The 15,436-nt window shown below is 71.9% G+C and carries 18 protein-coding genes; 11 read left to right on the forward strand and 7 right to left on the reverse strand.

Annotation, left to right across the window (positions count from 1 at the left end; genetic code table 11):
- Positions 1–172 precede the first annotated feature (172 nt).
- From FFS51_RS03830 to FFS51_RS03855, 6 genes are all read left to right on the forward strand, one after another.
- A complete protein-coding gene (locus FFS51_RS03830) occupies positions 173–1,618 on the forward strand; it encodes a cytochrome ubiquinol oxidase subunit I (RefSeq protein WP_056207512.1) in 1,446 nt (481 codons plus the stop codon).
- An 18-nt stretch (positions 1,619–1,636) separates the two neighbouring features.
- Entirely contained in the window at positions 1,637–2,668 is a 1,032-nt protein-coding gene (gene cydB, locus FFS51_RS03835; protein ID WP_045247298.1) for a cytochrome d ubiquinol oxidase subunit II, read from the forward strand.
- Between the two features lie 127 nt (positions 2,669–2,795).
- Positions 2,796–4,460, forward strand: a complete 1,665-nt coding sequence (gene cydD, locus FFS51_RS03840; protein ID WP_082486360.1) for a thiol reductant ABC exporter subunit CydD — start codon at positions 2,796–2,798, stop codon at positions 4,458–4,460.
- Positions 4,457–6,169 (forward strand): thiol reductant ABC exporter subunit CydC, encoded by a 1,713-nt coding sequence (cydC, locus tag FFS51_RS03845; protein ID WP_056207516.1) that lies wholly within the window; start codon positions 4,457–4,459, stop codon positions 6,167–6,169. The genes cydD and cydC overlap by 4 nt, the downstream gene beginning before the upstream one ends.
- Positions 6,166–6,702: a GNAT family N-acetyltransferase gene (locus FFS51_RS03850; protein WP_056207517.1), complete on the forward strand. Its 537-nt coding sequence runs from the start codon at positions 6,166–6,168 to the stop codon at positions 6,700–6,702. Before cydC ends, FFS51_RS03850 begins: the two co-directional genes overlap by 4 nt.
- 88 nt (positions 6,703–6,790) lie before the next feature.
- Positions 6,791–7,576: a helix-turn-helix domain-containing protein gene (locus FFS51_RS03855; RefSeq protein ID WP_171006095.1), complete on the forward strand. Its 786-nt coding sequence runs from the start codon at positions 6,791–6,793 to the stop codon at positions 7,574–7,576.
- 17 nt (positions 7,577–7,593) lie between these two features.
- Here the strand turns inward: FFS51_RS03855 and FFS51_RS03860 are convergent, their stop codons facing one another.
- The gene (locus FFS51_RS03860) at positions 7,594–8,193 is read right to left on the reverse strand and encodes a GNAT family N-acetyltransferase (RefSeq protein WP_137877592.1); all 600 of its coding nucleotides are present in this window, start codon (positions 8,191–8,193) and stop codon (positions 7,594–7,596) included.
- A gap of 179 nt (positions 8,194–8,372) precedes the next feature.
- Between FFS51_RS03860 and FFS51_RS03865 the strand changes: the two genes are divergently transcribed.
- The gene (locus FFS51_RS03865) at positions 8,373–8,795 is read left to right on the forward strand and encodes a helix-turn-helix domain-containing protein (protein ID WP_137877593.1); all 423 of its coding nucleotides are present in this window, start codon (positions 8,373–8,375) and stop codon (positions 8,793–8,795) included.
- On the opposite strand, the gene FFS51_RS03870 is transcribed toward FFS51_RS03865, so the two are convergent.
- The 4 genes from FFS51_RS03870 to FFS51_RS03885 are packed head-to-tail and all read right to left on the reverse strand — an operon-like array spanning position 8,796 to position 11,578.
- Positions 8,796–9,542, reverse strand: a complete 747-nt coding sequence (locus tag FFS51_RS03870) for an ABC transporter ATP-binding protein (RefSeq protein WP_048809127.1) — start codon at positions 9,540–9,542, stop codon at positions 8,796–8,798. It abuts the gene before it with no gap.
- Positions 9,539–10,357: an ABC transporter permease gene (locus tag FFS51_RS03875; RefSeq protein ID WP_048809128.1), complete on the reverse strand. Its 819-nt coding sequence runs from the start codon at positions 10,355–10,357 to the stop codon at positions 9,539–9,541. The genes FFS51_RS03870 and FFS51_RS03875 overlap by 4 nt, the downstream gene beginning before the upstream one ends.
- Positions 10,354–11,154 (reverse strand): molybdate ABC transporter substrate-binding protein, encoded by an 801-nt coding sequence (gene modA, locus FFS51_RS03880; protein ID WP_045247304.1) that lies wholly within the window; start codon positions 11,152–11,154, stop codon positions 10,354–10,356. Before modA ends, FFS51_RS03875 begins: the two co-directional genes overlap by 4 nt.
- 31 nt (positions 11,155–11,185) lie before the next feature.
- Positions 11,186–11,578 (reverse strand): TOBE domain-containing protein, encoded by a 393-nt coding sequence (locus FFS51_RS03885; RefSeq protein WP_045247305.1) that lies wholly within the window; start codon positions 11,576–11,578, stop codon positions 11,186–11,188.
- Between the two features lie 98 nt (positions 11,579–11,676).
- Here FFS51_RS03885 and FFS51_RS03890 point away from each other — a divergent pair, with 98 nt between their 5' ends.
- From FFS51_RS03890 to FFS51_RS03905, 4 genes are read left to right on the forward strand one after another with little or no spacing between them, the layout of a single operon-like run.
- The gene (locus tag FFS51_RS03890; RefSeq protein ID WP_045247348.1) at positions 11,677–12,450 is read left to right on the forward strand and encodes a HesA/MoeB/ThiF family protein; all 774 of its coding nucleotides are present in this window, start codon (positions 11,677–11,679) and stop codon (positions 12,448–12,450) included.
- Positions 12,447–13,679: a molybdopterin molybdotransferase MoeA gene (locus FFS51_RS03895; RefSeq protein WP_045247306.1), complete on the forward strand. Its 1,233-nt coding sequence runs from the start codon at positions 12,447–12,449 to the stop codon at positions 13,677–13,679. Before FFS51_RS03890 ends, FFS51_RS03895 begins: the two co-directional genes overlap by 4 nt.
- Positions 13,680–13,732: 53 nt before the next feature.
- A complete protein-coding gene (gene moaC, locus FFS51_RS03900; protein WP_045247307.1) occupies positions 13,733–14,239 on the forward strand; it encodes a cyclic pyranopterin monophosphate synthase MoaC in 507 nt (168 codons plus the stop codon).
- The gene (locus FFS51_RS03905) at positions 14,236–14,472 is read left to right on the forward strand and encodes a MoaD/ThiS family protein (protein ID WP_045247308.1); all 237 of its coding nucleotides are present in this window, start codon (positions 14,236–14,238) and stop codon (positions 14,470–14,472) included. The genes moaC and FFS51_RS03905 overlap by 4 nt, the downstream gene beginning before the upstream one ends.
- A gap of 26 nt (positions 14,473–14,498) precedes the next feature.
- Here the strand turns inward: FFS51_RS03905 and FFS51_RS03910 are convergent, their stop codons facing one another.
- Both FFS51_RS03910 and FFS51_RS03915 read right to left on the reverse strand, forming a co-directional pair.
- A complete protein-coding gene (locus FFS51_RS03910) occupies positions 14,499–14,948 on the reverse strand; it encodes a molybdenum cofactor biosynthesis protein MoaE (protein WP_235557443.1) in 450 nt (149 codons plus the stop codon).
- On the reverse strand, positions 14,945–15,421 hold the full coding sequence (locus FFS51_RS03915) for a MogA/MoaB family molybdenum cofactor biosynthesis protein (protein WP_045247309.1): 477 nt from the start codon (positions 15,419–15,421) through the stop codon (positions 14,945–14,947). Before FFS51_RS03915 ends, FFS51_RS03910 begins: the two co-directional genes overlap by 4 nt.
- Positions 15,422–15,436 lie beyond the last annotated feature (15 nt).

Genomic DNA, 15,436 nt, shown 5'->3' on the forward strand with positions numbered 1-15,436 from the left:
CGGCATCCACCCGGGACGCGATCGGCCCCGAGCGCGGGCCAAAGGATCAATTATTCACGGCGAAACTCCACGGGCCTCACGGGAGCAAGCTGGGAGACTCCTTAGTGAGCCGAGACACGGCTCCGCCGGCCACGCCGACGCGCTGTGCACCCTCTGTAGGAGGCGACTTTCCATGGATCTTCTCGATCCGCTCGCACTGGCCCGCTGGCAATTCGGGCTCACGACGCTCTACCACTTCCTCTTCGTTCCGCTGACGCTGGGCATGGGCCTGGTCGTCGCCATCTTCCAGACGACCTGGGTGCGCACCGGCAACGTGCGGTGGCTGCAGCTGACCCGACTGTTCGGAAGCCTGTTCCTCATCAACTTCGCGATGGGCGTCGTCACCGGCATCGTGCAGGAGTTCCAGTTCGGCATGAACTGGTCGGACTACTCGCGCTTCGTGGGCGACGTCTTCGGCGCCCCGCTCGCGTTCGAGGGTCTGCTCGCGTTCTTCCTCGAGGCGACGTTCCTCGGGCTCTGGATCTTCGGCTGGGACCGCCTGCCGAAGAAGCTGCACCTCGCGACGATCTGGATCGCGTGGGCGGGCGCCAGCATCTCGGCGTACATCATCCTCGCGGCCAACGCGTGGATGCAGAACCCGGTCGGCTACACGATGTCCGCCGACGGCAAGCGCGCCGAGATGACCGACTTCTTCGCAGTGGTCACCAACAGAGTGGCTCTCGCGACCTTCCCGCACACGATGTTCGCGTCGTTCATGTTCGCGGCCGGCGTCGTGATCGCCGTCGCCGCGTGGCACCTGTCGCGCAAGCAGCACATCGACATCATGCGTCCGGCACTGCGGTTCGGGCTCTGGTTCATGATCGCCTCGTTCGTCGGCGTGTTCATCGCGGGCGATCTGCTGGGCCTCCAGATGGTGGCGACCCAGCCCATGAAGATGGCCTCCGCCGAAGCGCTGTACAACACGGCCTGCGGGGCGAATGCCTCGTTCTCCATCTTCTCGCTCGGCACACCAGACGGCACCCAGGAGATCTGGTCGCTGCGCGTGCCGTACCTGCTCGCGTTCCTCTCCGAGCACGACTTCACAGCGTGCGTGCAGGGCATCAACGACCTGCAGGCCCAGTACACGACGCAGTGGGGCCCCGGCGACTACACGCCCACCATCTGGATCACCTACTGGTCGTTCCGCTGGATGATCGGCTTCGGCGGACTCGCGGCCGTGATCTCGGCTGTCGGCCTCTGGCTCACGCGCAAGAACGCGAAGCGGCCCGTCCCGACGTGGGCGTGGAAGGTCGCGATCTGGAGCGCGCCGCTGCCGCTATTCGGCAGCCTCGTCGGCTGGATCTTCACCGAGATGGGACGGCAGCCCTGGATCGTGTTCGGCCTGATGAGAACCGCGAACGGCGTCTCGCCCAATGTGCCGGGCTGGACGGTACTGATCTCGCTGATCGCCTTCACCGCGATCTATGCCGCGCTCGCGGTCGTCGAGTTCCGCCTCATCGTCAAGACCGCGAAGGCCGGCCCGTTCCCGATCCTCGGGGGCAAGTCCGGTGAGTTCGAGGGCGGCGAGAAGCGCGAGGCCGACGCCGACGACATCCACATCCCCACGACGGTCTACTGAGCGGAAAGGAACATCATCATGGACCTCTCATACCTCTGGTTCTGGATCGTCGGAGTGCTCTTCGTCGGCTACTTCGTGCTCGACGGCTTCGACTTCGGCGTGGGCATGTCCCTGCCCTTCCTCGGCAAGGACGACATCTCCCGTCGCCAGGTGATCAACACGATCGGCCCCGTCTGGGACCTCAACGAGACCTGGCTGATCGTGGCGGGCGCGTGCCTGTTCGCCGCCTTCCCGGAGTGGTACGCCACCCTGTTCAGCGGCTTCTACCTCGCGCTGCTGCTGATCCTGCTCTCGCTGATCCTGCGCGGCGTCTCGTTCGAGTACCGGCACCGCGGGGCATCCGAGAAGTGGAAGCGGCGCTTCGACACCCTCATCGTGATCGGCTCCGTGCTCCCCGCGCTCCTGTGGGGCGTCGCGGTCGCCAACATCGTGCAGGGGGTGCCGCTGGATGCCGACCACAACTTCACCGGGTCGCTTCTGACGCTGCTCAACCCCTACGGGCTGCTCGGCGGGGTCACCCTCGTGCTCGTCTTCTTCACCCACGGTCTCTACTTCGTTGCCCTGAAGACCGACGGTCAGGTGCACACCGACGCGAAGCGCCTCGCCACCAAGGCGGGTGTGGTCACGGTCGTGGTCGCGGCGGCGTTCCTCATCTGGACGATCGTCATGGCCGCCTCGAAGGGTGCCCCGGCGCTCGGGTTCGCGATCGCCGCCGCCGCGATCGCCGCGGTCGCCCTCATCGCGTCGATCCTGGCGAACCTTCGCGACAAGCAGGGCTGGGCCTTCACGTTCGGCGTATTGACCGTCGCGTTCGCGGTGCTGACCCTGTGGTTCTCGCTCTTCCCGAACGTGATGCCTTCCACCACCGACCCGGCGGGCACCCTCACGATCGAGAACGCGTCGAGCACGCCGTACACGTTGACGATCATGACCTGGGCGGCGTTCATCTTCCTGCCGCTCGTGCTGCTCTACCAGGGCTGGACGTACTGGGTCTTCCGCAAGCGCGTCACCCGCAGCTTCATCGAGAAGGCGGCGGCATCGGCACACTGACCGAGACCTCACCCACGCGGATGCCGCGGCCCCTCCCCGGGCCGCGGCATCCGTCGTCGTAGGCGAGGTGGTTTTGCCCGGCGGCGCTCGCAGGTGCCGTCCGGGCGCATGAGGCAGGATCGAAGACGTGACCCCCGACGGCCCGGCCGATCCCCCCGTGCGGCGGGGACCCCTGGATCCGCGTCTGCTGCGGTACGCGCGCGCGACCCGCGGGTTCCTCGCGGTGCAAGCGGCGATCGTGCTGGCGCAGAGCGGTGTGATCGTGGGGTTCGCATGGGTGGTCTCCCGCGCGCTCACCGGCGCGATCGGCGGTGCGCCGATCGGCGAGCTGCTGCCGCTCGTCGCGGCGGGTGCAGCGCTCGTGCTGGTGCGCGGGGCGTTGATCGCGGCGTCGGAGCGGGTGTCGGCGGCAGGGGCCGCGCGCGCGTCGCTCCAGCTGCGCGCCGCCCTCATCGCCGCCGTCGAGAAGCTCGGTCCCACGTGGTTGTCGCAGCGCAGCACCACCGCGTTGGCGGTGACCGCCGGGCACGGACTCGAGGCGCTCGACGCCTACTTCGGGCGCTACCTCCCGCAGCTGGTGGCGACGGCGATCACCATGCCGATCGTCATCGTGGCGATCCTGCTGGCCGACCCGCTGTCGGCGGTGATCGTCGTGCTCACGATGCCGCTCATCCCGATCTTCATGGTGCTCATCGGTCTCGCGACCGGCGCAGTGCAGCGCCGGCAGTTCGACACGCTCACCACCCTCGCGACCCGGTTCGCCGACACCGTGCAGGGACTCGGCACGCTCAAGATCTTCGGCCGTCAGCACCGTGCCGCCGACAGTATCGACGAGGTGACCGGGCGCTACAAGCACGAGACGATGTCGGTCCTGCGGGTGTCGTTCCTCTCGGGTTTCGCGCTCGAGTTCCTCGCATCCATCTCGGTCGCCATCGTCGCGGTGACGATCGGCTTCCGGCTCCTCGACGGTGAGATGGTGCTGCTCGTGGGCCTGTTCGCCCTGCTCCTGGCCCCCGAGGCGTATCTGCCGCTGCGGCAGGTGGGTGCGCAGTTCCACGCTTCCGCCGAGGGGATGGCCGCGACATCCGGCATCTTCGCGGTGCTCGACGCCGCGCGCGCTCAGGGCGGTCGGACGCGCGCCGTCACCGCCCCCACGGCGGAGGGGGGTGCGCTTCTGACGGCGCGCGGGCTGCGGGTTCCGCGCGGCGAGCGGATGATCGGTCCGATCGACCTCGACGTGCGCGCGGGCGAGGTCGTGCTGCTCGAGGGTGCCAGCGGGGCGGGGAAGTCGAGCGTCATCGCGGCACTGCTCGGCTTCGCCCACGCGGAGGGCGAGATCAGCGGCGGCGCGCGCGCGGCCATCGCGTGGATGCCCCAGCGCGCCGGGCTGCTCTCGGGAACCGTGGCGGAGAATGTGGCGCTTGGCGCCGATACCCCCGATGCCGTGCTCGTCGCCCGATGCCTCACCGATGCCGCGGCGGGCGATGTCGACGCGGGCATCGTGCTGGGCGCCGGCGGGGCGGGGCTCTCGGGCGGACAGGCTCAGCGCGTCGCGTTGGCGCGCGCCCTGTACCGGCTGCGTGCGACCGACGCCCGGGTGCTCGTGCTCGACGAGCCCACGAGCGCCCTCGACACGGACACGGAAGCTCAGGTGTGGGCGTCGGTGCGGGCTGCCGCCGATGCCGGCGCCGGCGTGCTGCTGGTCTCCCACCGCCCGAGCGCGCGGGCGATCGCAGACCGCCGTGTGGCCGTGGCATCCGTTCTCGTGCTGCCTGCGGAGGTGCCACAGTGAGCACCGTCAGCGACCCGCGCACCGCCGAGACCGCGCGCATCCTGCGCGACGCGCAACCGTCCGCCCGCCGCTTCTCCCCCGCCGTGCTCACGGGGTTCGGCACCGCCATCAGCTCGATCGCGCTGCTGGCAGCGAGCGGATGGCTCATCACCCGCGCCGCGGAGCAGCCGAGCGTCATCTTCATCTCGGCGGTCGTCGTCGCAGTGCGCGCGTTCGCGATCGGGCGCGGCGTGTTCCGTTACGGCGAGCGCCTCACGAGTCATGACGCGACCCTCGGGCAGCTCGCGCGGGTGCGTGCCGGGCTGGTGCGACGCCTCGTGCCCCTGGCCCCCGACGGCCTCGGCGGCGCCCGCCGCGGCGCCCTGCTGTCGAACCTCGTCGACGATGTCGAGGAGCTGCAGAACCTGCCGCTGCGCGTCGTGCTGCCCCTCGTCGTCGCCGCGACCACGAGCCTCGCGAGTGTCGTGTTCGTGGCGTTCGTCTCCCTTCCGGCCGCGGCCGTGCTGCTCGGATGCCTCGTGCTCGCGTTCGCTCTCGCGGTCTGGGTGGGGGCCGCGCTCGGCGCGCGCGCCGAGCGCTCACTCGCCCCGCTGCGCTCACGACTCTCCGACGCGCTCGTGGACGAGCTCGGGGCGCTCGACGTCCTCCAGGCGTACGGCGCCCAGGCTGCGGCATCCGCTCGGGTGCGCATCGCCGATGAGGCGCTGCGTCGCGCGACAGTGCGCCGCGCGACGGCACAGGGCGCGACGAGCGGAGCGGTGTCGCTGGTGGCGGGCCTCGCCTCGCTGCTGGTGCTGCTGTCGGCGCAGCCCGCATTCGCGGGCGGAAGCCTCGACGGGCCCTGGCTCGCGCTCATCGTGCTCATGCCCATGGCGATCTTCGAGGTGTTCGGTCCCGTGCCGCTCGCCCTCGCGTCCTGGCGGCAGGTGCGCGGCGCGGCCCAGCGCATCGCCGACACCGTGCCGGCAGAGATCCCGGCCGAGCTCGTGCGCGACGAGCCCGCCCCGACCGGCGAGGCGCCGCCGCTCGGCACGGGACTCTCGCTGCGCGGCATGAGCGCGGCCTGGCCGCAGCGCGCGGGTGTCCGCGATGAGGCCGACGACGCGGGCCGACTCGTCGACGTCAGCCTCGATGTCGCGCCCGGCGAGCGGGTTCTCGTGACCGGCCCGAGCGGTGCGGGAAAGACGACCCTCGCCCACGTGCTGGTGCGCTTCCTCGACTACAGCGGCTCGTTCACCATCGGCGGACGCGAAGCGTCCACGCTCTCCGGCGATGACCTGCGACGCACGATCGGCCTCGTCGAGCAGAACCCGTACCTGTTCGACGAGTCGATCCGGCAGAACCTGCTGTTCGCCGACGACGGCGCCTCCGACGCGCATCTGTGGGCGGCGCTCGGTCGGGTCGGCCTCGAGGACTGGGCACGCGACCGCGGCGGCCTCGACTCACGACTGGGCGAACGCGGTGCACTCGCCTCGGGCGGGCAGGCGCAACGTCTCGCGCTGGCACGCGCCCTCCTCGCCGACTTCGCGGTGCTGGTGCTCGACGAGCCCACCGCGGGGGTCGACCCCGCGGCATCCGACGCGCTCCTCGACGACCTGCTCACCGCTGTCGGCGACGACCACGCCGTCGTGCTCGTCTCGCACGTCGCCGTGCCCGCTCACCTCATCGATCGCGAGGTGCGCATCGTCGCGGGCAGGATGACCGCATGAGCGACCTCGTCAGCGTGCGCGAAGCCCGCCGCGAGGACGCCTGGGGCATCGCCCGCGTGCGCGTGGACACCTGGCGCGTCGCCTATGACGGACTCGTCGACGACCGGATCCTCGCGGCGCTCGACCCCGAACGCGAGGGGCACCGGCGCGCCGAGCTCTGGCTCGAGAACACCGCAGCTGCCGGCGCCGCTCAATTCGTCGCAGAGCAGAACGGAGTGATCGTCGGATGGGCGGCCGTCGGCGCCTGCCGCGACGACGACCGACCCGGCACCGGCGAGCTGCACGCGATCTACGTGCACCCCTCGCTCTGGTCGGCCGGCGTCGGGCATGAGCTCCTCACCGCGGCCACGGCATCACTGCGTTCGTCGGGGTTCGCCGAGGCATCCCTGTGGGTGCTCGACCGCAACGAACGCGCGGCCGGCTTCTACGAACGGCACGGGTGGATCGAGGACGGCGCCGTCAAGAGCGAGCAATCTTCTCTCGCCGAGGCCCCGCCGCTCATCGAACGCCGGCGCGTCATCCGCTTCGAGTGAGGATGCCGCGGCCCGACGGACGTCACAGAGTCGCTCGGCCGGGACTGCTATAAACGAAGCTCATCACGAAGCGATCCGGGGGGACATCGTGACAGCGGGTGCGCAGGGGGAACACGATTCGCTCGAGGAGTTCGCGGCGGGCCTGCGGCAGCTGCGGCTCGAGGCGGACAGCCCGACGCTGGAACGCCTGCATCGCGAGACGGGAGTCTCCCGCACCGTGCTCTCCGAGGCCTTCAACGGCAGGAAGCTGCCGTCGGCGCGAACGGTCGATCGGATCGCGGTCGCGTGCGGCGGCGATGCGCGCGCGTGGGCGACGCGGCGCGACCGACTCGCACAGCGCGATGCTCCGCCGCCTGCGGCCAGAACCATCCGGCCCGCGCCCGTCACCGTGGCGCGACGTGTCGCGCTCGTGTGGGCAGCGGCCGCGTTCGTGCTCGGGGCCGTTGTGACGGCGGCCGTCGCTCTCACCGTCACCCACGTGGCTCGAGGCACAGCGCCGCCGCCTTCCGTCGCGGTGCGGGACGGCAGCGACCCGGCATCGACCTCCTGCGCCAACGATGCCCGCGTCGTCACCGGCGACGTGCGGGACAGCGGGCGCGTGGAGATCGAGATCCTGTGGTCCGACGCCTGCTCTGCCGCCTGGGCGCGGGTGAGTCGAGACGATGGCACCGATCCGGGCGCGACCCTCTCCGTCGCGATCTATCCGCAGAGCGCACCCGGCGGACCGCACCGGCAGAGCATCACGGTTCAGGGTGGAACCGCCGCGACCACTCCGCTGCTCGTGCGGGTATCGGCCGACGAGCGACTGTGCGCGACGGGTGCGGTGACGGTGGCGGGCACCCCGGTCGAGCTCGGCACGCCGATCTGCATCTGACCGGCCGCGGAGGCCGCTCAGCCGAGCACGACACCGAACGCCTGCGTGCCCGGTTGCGACGGCAGGCGGGTGAACCCCAGCCGATCGTAGAAGGCGAGGGCAACGGCGTTGTCCGCCGCGGCCACGAGGTGGAGTCCTGGCACGCCGGCATCAGCGAGCGCCGCCCGCTGCGCGTCGATGAGACGGCGCCCCCAGCCGGCACCCTGGGCCGCGGGGAGCAAGTCGATGTGCAGGTGCGCCGGATACGTGTCGGCGAACGGCTCGGCGCCGGCGCGCCGGCCGTCGGCGTAACGCCGCAGTTCCGCCTCGCGGTGCGACAGGCCCGGGGCATCCGGCTCACGACGACGCACCGGCCACCAGTCGGTGCGGAACCACTCCTCGAACGCATCGGTGTCGGGAGCGGCGACGCAGTACCCGACCACGGCATCGTCCGCGTCCGCGATGACGAAGGCAAACTCGGGATGTCGCACCGTGTACGGCAGCGCGAAGACGTCGGCCCACAGCGCGTCATCCGACAGCAGGCCGGTCGCGTCGCCGCCGAGATCGGCGGTACGCAGGCATACGTCCGCGATCCGCGGGCGGTCGTCGGCACGGAGGGCGCGGAGCGTGTGGGGCATCCGCGCAGACTATCGGCCGCCCCGAACTCGTCTCCGCACCCGGAGTTGCCACGTGATGCGCCCGGACGCAACCCCTGCCGCGCAGCGGGATGGGGTGATATACACGGACTGTCGGTACTGGGGAAGAAGTATCGGCGTCATGCGCGAGCAGCTGTCGGAGGGCTGGTGCCATGGAGGGGATGAATCGTGTCGAAGATGATGTCAGTGCTTTCGCTGCCGACCTGAGAAGGCTGCGGCTGCATGCCGACAACCCGACCCTGACGCGTCTGCAGCACACGTCGGGGGTGTCCAAGAGCGTGCTCTCGGAGGCCCTCGCGGGTCGGCATCTGCCGTCGGTGCGCACCGTCGACGCGCTCGTGCGCGCGCTCGGTGACGGCGATCACCGCGACGACTGGATCAGCCGCCGCGACGAGCTTGCGGAGCAGCGGATGCCGACGCTCGAGCATCCGAGCGGGCCGATCCCCAGGGGCGCGGCGCCGATCGCGAACGATCTGCAGCGCAGCGTCACCGCGAAAGCCACGGTCGCGATCGCCGGTGTCGCACTGATCGCGGGCGTGGCGCTCGGGTCGTGGTCGACCGCGTGGATCCTGTCGCTGCGCTGATCAGCGCGGACCGGGCGCCCCGTTGTCACGCAGCCAGCCGGCCTCGCCGGCGAGGGCGGCACTGAACGCGGTCGCGGGGGCCGCGAGCACGTCGGCTGTGGCGGCGAGCTGAACGATATGGCCTGCCTCGAGCACGCACAGCCGCGCCGCGAGCGCGACCGCGTCGGCGACATGGTGCGTGGCGAGCACCGTGGTGGTCGCCGGCAGCGACGCGATGGCGGCGCGTACATCCTGCGCGGTGAGCGGGTCGAGCGAGGTGGACGGCTCGTCGAGCAGCAGCACGTCGGGCTCCGTGACGATCGCGCGGGCGAGGGCGACCCGCTGCCGCTGACCGCCGGACAAGGCGTCGGGACGACGGGATGCCGCGGCCCCCACACCGAGCCGGTCGAGCCAGTCCTGCGCGCGTGCACGCGCGACCGACCGGGGCACCCCGCGCGCCCGTGGCCCGAATGCGACGTTGTCGAGGGCGCTGAGGTGCGGGAACAGGTGGGGGTCCTGCGAGAGAAGCACCATGCGACGCCGCGCCGGGGGCACCGTGCGCGCGGGCGTTGACAGCTCGCGCCCGCCCACCGCGATGCGGCCGTCGTCCAGCGGCACGAGACCGGCGAGGGCGCCCAGCAGGGTCGACTTGCCCGCACCGCTCGGCCCCATGACCGCGATCGTCTCGCCGGGTGCGACGGCGAGGGCCGCGTCGAGGGCGAAGCCGTCGCGGCGCACGACGACCCGGGCGTCGAGCGAGGAGGTCATCGCACGCTCCCGAACCGCCACGCCCGCACGGCGACGAGCACCGCGATCGAGGTGACGAGCAGCAGCAGCGATAGCGCGACGGCCGTGGAGGTGTCGACGCCGGCCCCGTTGAACGCGGTGTAGATCGCGAGCGGCATGGTCTGCGTCACTCCCGGTGCGTTGCCCGCGAACAGCGCCGTCGCACCGAACTCGCCCATCGCCCGCGCGAAGCACAGGACCGTGCCGGCGACCAGCCCCGGGGCGGCGAGCGGAAGGGTGACACGCCGCAGCACGGTCCAAGGTCCGGCGCCGAGCGATGCGGCCGCGACCTCATACCCCGATCCTCGGGCGCGCAGCGCACCCTCGAGGGACAGCACGAGGAACGGCAGCGCGACGAACACCTGCGCGATCACGACAGCGGTCGTCGTGAACGGAAGTCGCACGCCGATGCCCGCGAGCAGGATGCCGCCCCATCCGTTCCGTCCGAACAGATACAGCAGCGCCACGCCGCCCACCATCGGCGGCAGCACGAGCGGCACGGTCACGGCCGCACGCAGCACCGCGGCGAGGCGCGGGCCCGACCGGGCGATGAGCAGTGCGAGCGGAGCACCGAGCACGAGGCATCCGAGGGTCGCGACGACCGCTGTCGACAGCGAGAGCCCCAGCGCCGACAGCGCGTCGGGCGACGTGATGTCCGCCGGGAGCGTCGCCCAGTCCACCCGAGCGACCAGCGCGGCGAGCGGCACGACGAGAAGCGCCAGCCCGAGCACGGCCGGCACCACGAGCACCCGCGGAAGTGTGCGGGTGCCGTGCGCGCCGGCGCGGCGTCGGATCACGGGGCTCCGAAGCCGTAGCTCTGCAGGATCTGCTCACCCGCCGCGCTCGTCACGAACGCCGTGAAGGCGGCCGCCGCGGTCGGATTCGGGGCGCCGGCGAGGGCGGCGATCGGGTACTCGTTGACGACCTGGTCGGCTCCGGCGGGGACGATGGCGGTCACACCGCTCGCCCCGCGCACGTCGGTCGCGTAGACGAGGCCGGCGTCGGCCGCACCGGATGACACCTTCGTGAGCACGGCGGTGACGTTCTGCTCCTGGCTGACAGGGGTCACGGAGACGCCCTGGTTCTTCAGCAGGGTCTGGGACGCCGAGCCGCACGGCACGGCCGGCGCGCACAGCACGACCGGCACCCCCGGGCGCGCGAGGTCGGCGAGGGTCGCGATGCGCGCGGGATTCGCCGAGGGAACCGCGATCACGAGCGTGTTGGTCGCGAAGTTCTGCGGGGAGGAGGCGAGTTTCGCGTCCGTGACCTTCGTCATGTTCTTGGTGTCCGCCGACGCGAACACGTCGACGGGCGCGCCCTCGACGATCTGGGTGGCGAGCGTCGACGAGCCGTCGTAGACGATCGGCTTGACCGTGACCTGCGGATACTCGGCCTCGAACGCCGTCGCGACAGCCTGGAAGGCGTTGCGCAGTGATGCGGCCGCGTAGATCGTGAGGTCACCGCTGGGGGCGGCGGCGACCGACGAGCTCGCCGACGGGGTCGCCGAGCTCGATGCGTCGCTCGCGCACGCCGTGGCGCCGAGCAGGACGGATGCCGCGGCGACCGCGGCAAGGATGAGGCGACGGGCGTTCATGGGCAGCTGCTCCTCGGGTGCGAGTGGGGTCTCAGGGCTTCGGGGTCTCGACGATGACGGTCGTGGCTTTCACGATCGCGACGGCGAGCGAGCCCGGTTCGAGTGCGAGGTCGCGTGCGGCTTCGGCTGACATGAGGGAGACCACGCGGTGCGGTCCCGCCTGAATGTCGACCTGCGCCATGATGCCGTCGATCTCGACGCGCGTGACGAGCCCCGAGAAGCGGTTGCGGGCGCTCGAGAGCCCCTCCGCAGGATCGGCGGGCTGTCGCCGGCGCTCGACGACGAACTCCGCGAGCGCGGCGCCGTCGATCTCGATGGGCGTGGCGTCGGTGGCTGCGAGAAGCCCGTGGTCGATCCAGCGGCGAACCGTGTCGTCGCTCACGCCGAGCAGGCGCGCGGCCTGGGCGATCTTGTAGGAGGGCACGAGAGCGATCGTATCCGCATCTGCGGCGCGATCCGGACGAGGTGATCGCACCTGCGGATTCCAGATCTCCTCTGTCTCCGCGGGGCTAGCCTGTGGACATGCCCTTCGCGCCCCTCGTCGACCCCGTCGAGGACCTTCCCGCCGACGAACGGGTGCGCACAGCCCGCCACCGGGTCATGTTCGACTTCGGGGATGCCGCCCAGCGCCGGCTCGCGGCCGCGCACGTCGCCGTGGTGGGTGCCGGCGGGCTGGGGTCGGCGGTGATCCTCGCGCTGGCCGCGGCCGGCGTCGGCACGCTCACCGTCATCGATGACGACGACGTCGACCTCTCCAACCTGCAGCGCCAGGTGCTGCACCGTCGCGGAGATGTCGGTGCGCCCAAGGTCGACAGCGCGGTGCGTGCCGCCGCCGACCTGTCCGCGACCCGGGTGATCGCCCGGCGCGCACGTCTCGACACGCGCAACGCCGCCGATCTGCTCGCCGGCGCGCACGTGATCGTCGACGGCAGCGACACGTTCGACACGCGACGCGCGGTGGCCGCGGCATCCGAGTCCGCGGGCCTCCCCCTCGTGTGGGGCACCGTGCAGGAATTCGCCGGCCAGGCCACCGTGTTCTGGTCGAGGCCGAGCGCAGGCACGCCGATCGTGCTCGACGACCTGTACCCCGCGGCATCCGTCGGCACACTCCCGTCGTGCGCGGAAGTGGGCGTCTTCGGCCCGCTCTGCCTGCAGATCGGCGCCGTGCTGGCCACCGAGACCGTGAAGCTCGTCACCGGCGTCGGCGAGCCGCTCCTCGGCCGGGTGCTGCTCGTCGACGCGCTGCGCGGCACCCAGCGCGAGGTGCCGCTGCGACCCGCACGGGTGAGCGCATGAGCGGCATGCGTGAGGTCGAGGAGCATCTCGCGGCGATCCTCGCGGCCGTGACCCCCACCGGAGACGAGCGTGTCACTCCCGCCGACGCGCAGGGCCGGGTGCTGCGCGCGGCGGTCGTCGCGCGACTCGACATCCCCGCGTTCGACAACTCGGCGATGGACGGGTTCGCCGTGCGAGCCGACGATGTCGCGTCCCCTCCGGTCACGCTGCGCGTCATCGCCGACCTGCCCGCCGGTTCGGCGCTCGATCCGTCGTTCGGTGCCGGCGAGGCCGTGCGCATCATGACCGGCGCGCCGGTGCCGACGGCGGCCGATGCGATCGTGCCGTTCGAGGACACCGTAGGCGGGCTCGCCGACTCGTTCGGGGAGATCACCGTGACGGCCCCGGCGCGACAGGGCGCATTCGTGCGGCGCCGCGGTGTCGACGTGCGGGTGGGTGACGAGGTCGTTCCCTCGGGAGCCGTGCTCGGCCCCCTGCAGCTGGGCGCCGCGACCGCGGCGGGAGTAACGGACCTCGTGGTCGCGCGACGCCCGCGGGTGGCGATCGTCTCGACCGGCGACGAACTGGTCATGGCGGGTCAGACGCCGGGGCCGGGACGGCTCCCCGACTCGAACGGGGTGCAGCTCGCCGCACTCGCGCTCGAGGCCGGCGCCGAGGTCGCCTTCCGCGCCGTCGTTCCCGATGACGACGCCGCCTTCCTCGCGGCGATAGCCGGCGCGGTGTCGGCGCGCGCCGACCTGATCGTCACGAGCGGCGGCATCAGCGCGGGGGCGTTCGAAGTCGTGAAGACGGCGCTCGCGGCGCCCGACAGCGGCATCGAGTTCGTGCGGGTGCGCATGCAGCCGGGGAAGCCGCAGGCCTTCGGGCGTCTGGCCGCGGGACCGCTGCTGTTCGGGCTGCCGGGCAACCCCGTGTCATCCGCTCTCTCGTTCGAGGTGTTCGTTCGGCCCGCGATCCGGGCGATGGCCGGGGCGCGAGACCTCGCACGGCCGCTGCTGAGGCTCGCGGCGGCGTCCGGGTGGCGAACCCCACCGGGACGCCGCCAGTACCTGCCGGCCGTGATCGACCGCAGCGACCCGGCCGCGTGGACCGTCGCTCCGGCGACGGCGGGCGGGTCGGGATCGCACCTGGCGGGAGGCCTCGCACGCGCCGAGGCGTACGCGATCGTGCCGGCCGACATGGACGAGGTCTCCGCCGGCGACCTGCTCGATGTCATGCTGCTCGGCTGAGCGCTCGACCTCGCCGACGCCGGCCGCCCACGTGGCGGTGCCATGCTGGTGACATGAGCTTCACGCACCTCGACGACGCCGGCCACGCGCGCATGGTCGACGTGACCGCCAAGTCGCCCACCGTGCGCGCGGCGACCGCCCGCGGCTTCGTGCGCTGCGCCCCCGAGGTGGTCGCCGCCCTGCGCGACGGCGCCGTACCCAAGGGCGACGTGCTCGCCGTCGCCCGCATCGCGGGCATCCAGGGCGCGAAGCGCACCCCGGAGCTGCTCCCCCTCGCCCACGTCATCGGTGTGCACGGCGCGGTCGTCGACCTCGACATCGTCGACGGCGGGGTCGAGATCGTCGCCACGGTGCGCACCGCTGATCGCACCGGCGTCGAGATGGAGGCCCTCACCGCCGTCTCGGTCGCCGCCCTCGCGATCGTCGACATGGTGAAGGGGCTCGACAGGGCGACGTCGATCGAGAACGTGCGCATCGTCGCGAAGGAGGGCGGCCGGTCGGGCGCGTGGGTGCGTCCCGGTGAGCTGGACGCGGATGCCGCGGGGAGCCCCCGCGCGTGAGCGTCACCGTGCGCTACTTCGCCGCCGCCGAAGAGATCGCCGGGACTCCGGCCGAGCAGCGCGGCGCCGCGACCGTCGGTGAGCTGCGCGCGCAGCTGCTGGCCGCCCACCCGGGCTTCGACGGCGTCCTCCCGCGGTGCGCGCTGCTCGTCGACGGCGCACGCGTCGATGACGAGCACCTGTTGACGGGCTCCGAGACCATCGACGTGCTGCCGCCGTTCGCGGGCGGCTGAGCGGGAGGCTGCGCCGCGGGCCGGCGTCAGCCCCCGAGCCCCTTCCACAGCGACTCCCCGTCGCTGGTGAGCTGCTTCTTCCATACCGGCAGCTCGAGCTTGATCTGCTCGATCACCTCGCGGCAGACGTCGAACGCCGCCGCCCGGTGCGGCGCCGAGACCGCGATGATGACGGCATCCTCGCCGACCGCGAGCCGACCGATCCGGTGGCTGACCGCGACCCGCGCGACGGTTCCCGCCGCCGCCCGCTCGGCGATCGCGGCGAGTACCGTCTCGGCGTCGGGGTGGGCGGTGTACTCCAGGGCGACGACGGATGCCGCGGCATCCGGATCATGGTCGCGCACCCGACCGATGAAGGTCGTCACGGCGCCACACGCCGGGTCGTCGACGGCGTCGATGTGCTGGGACAGGTCGAGGGACGCGGCGCTGATGCGCGCGAGCACGCACGCGGGCGCGGACGCCGATGCGGCGCTCAATGGTCGCGCCCATCGACCTGGTCGATCACATGACGGGCGATCTCGAGCACGAAGGCGACACCGGCCGAGACGGCGTTCGGAGACCCCGGCAGGTTCACGATGAGCGCACCGCCCGCCAGTCCCGCGACACCCCGCGACAGCGCAGCCGACGGCTTGTCGATCGCCGACCGCCTGCGGATCTCCTCGGCGATGCCGGGAATCTCGGTCTCGAGGATGAACCGCGTCCCCTCGGGGGTCTGGTCGCGCGGACCGATGCCCGTGCCGCCGTTGGTGATGATGAGCCGCACGCCGCTGCCGACCAGGGTGACGAGCGCGCGAGCGACGGAGTCCTTGCCGTCGGCGACGATCATCGCCTCTTCGCACGCCCACCCGGTGCCTCGGAGCGCCTGCACCGCGATGGGACCGGAGGTGTCGGGTCGCTCACCTGAGGCGGAACGGTCCGACACCGTCAGCACGGCCGCCCGGAAGCTCATGGACCCAGGGTACCG

It is taken from the genome of Microbacterium sp. 4NA327F11 (assembly GCF_005503465.1).
Taxonomy (GTDB): domain Bacteria; phylum Actinomycetota; class Actinomycetes; order Actinomycetales; family Microbacteriaceae; genus Microbacterium; species Microbacterium ginsengisoli.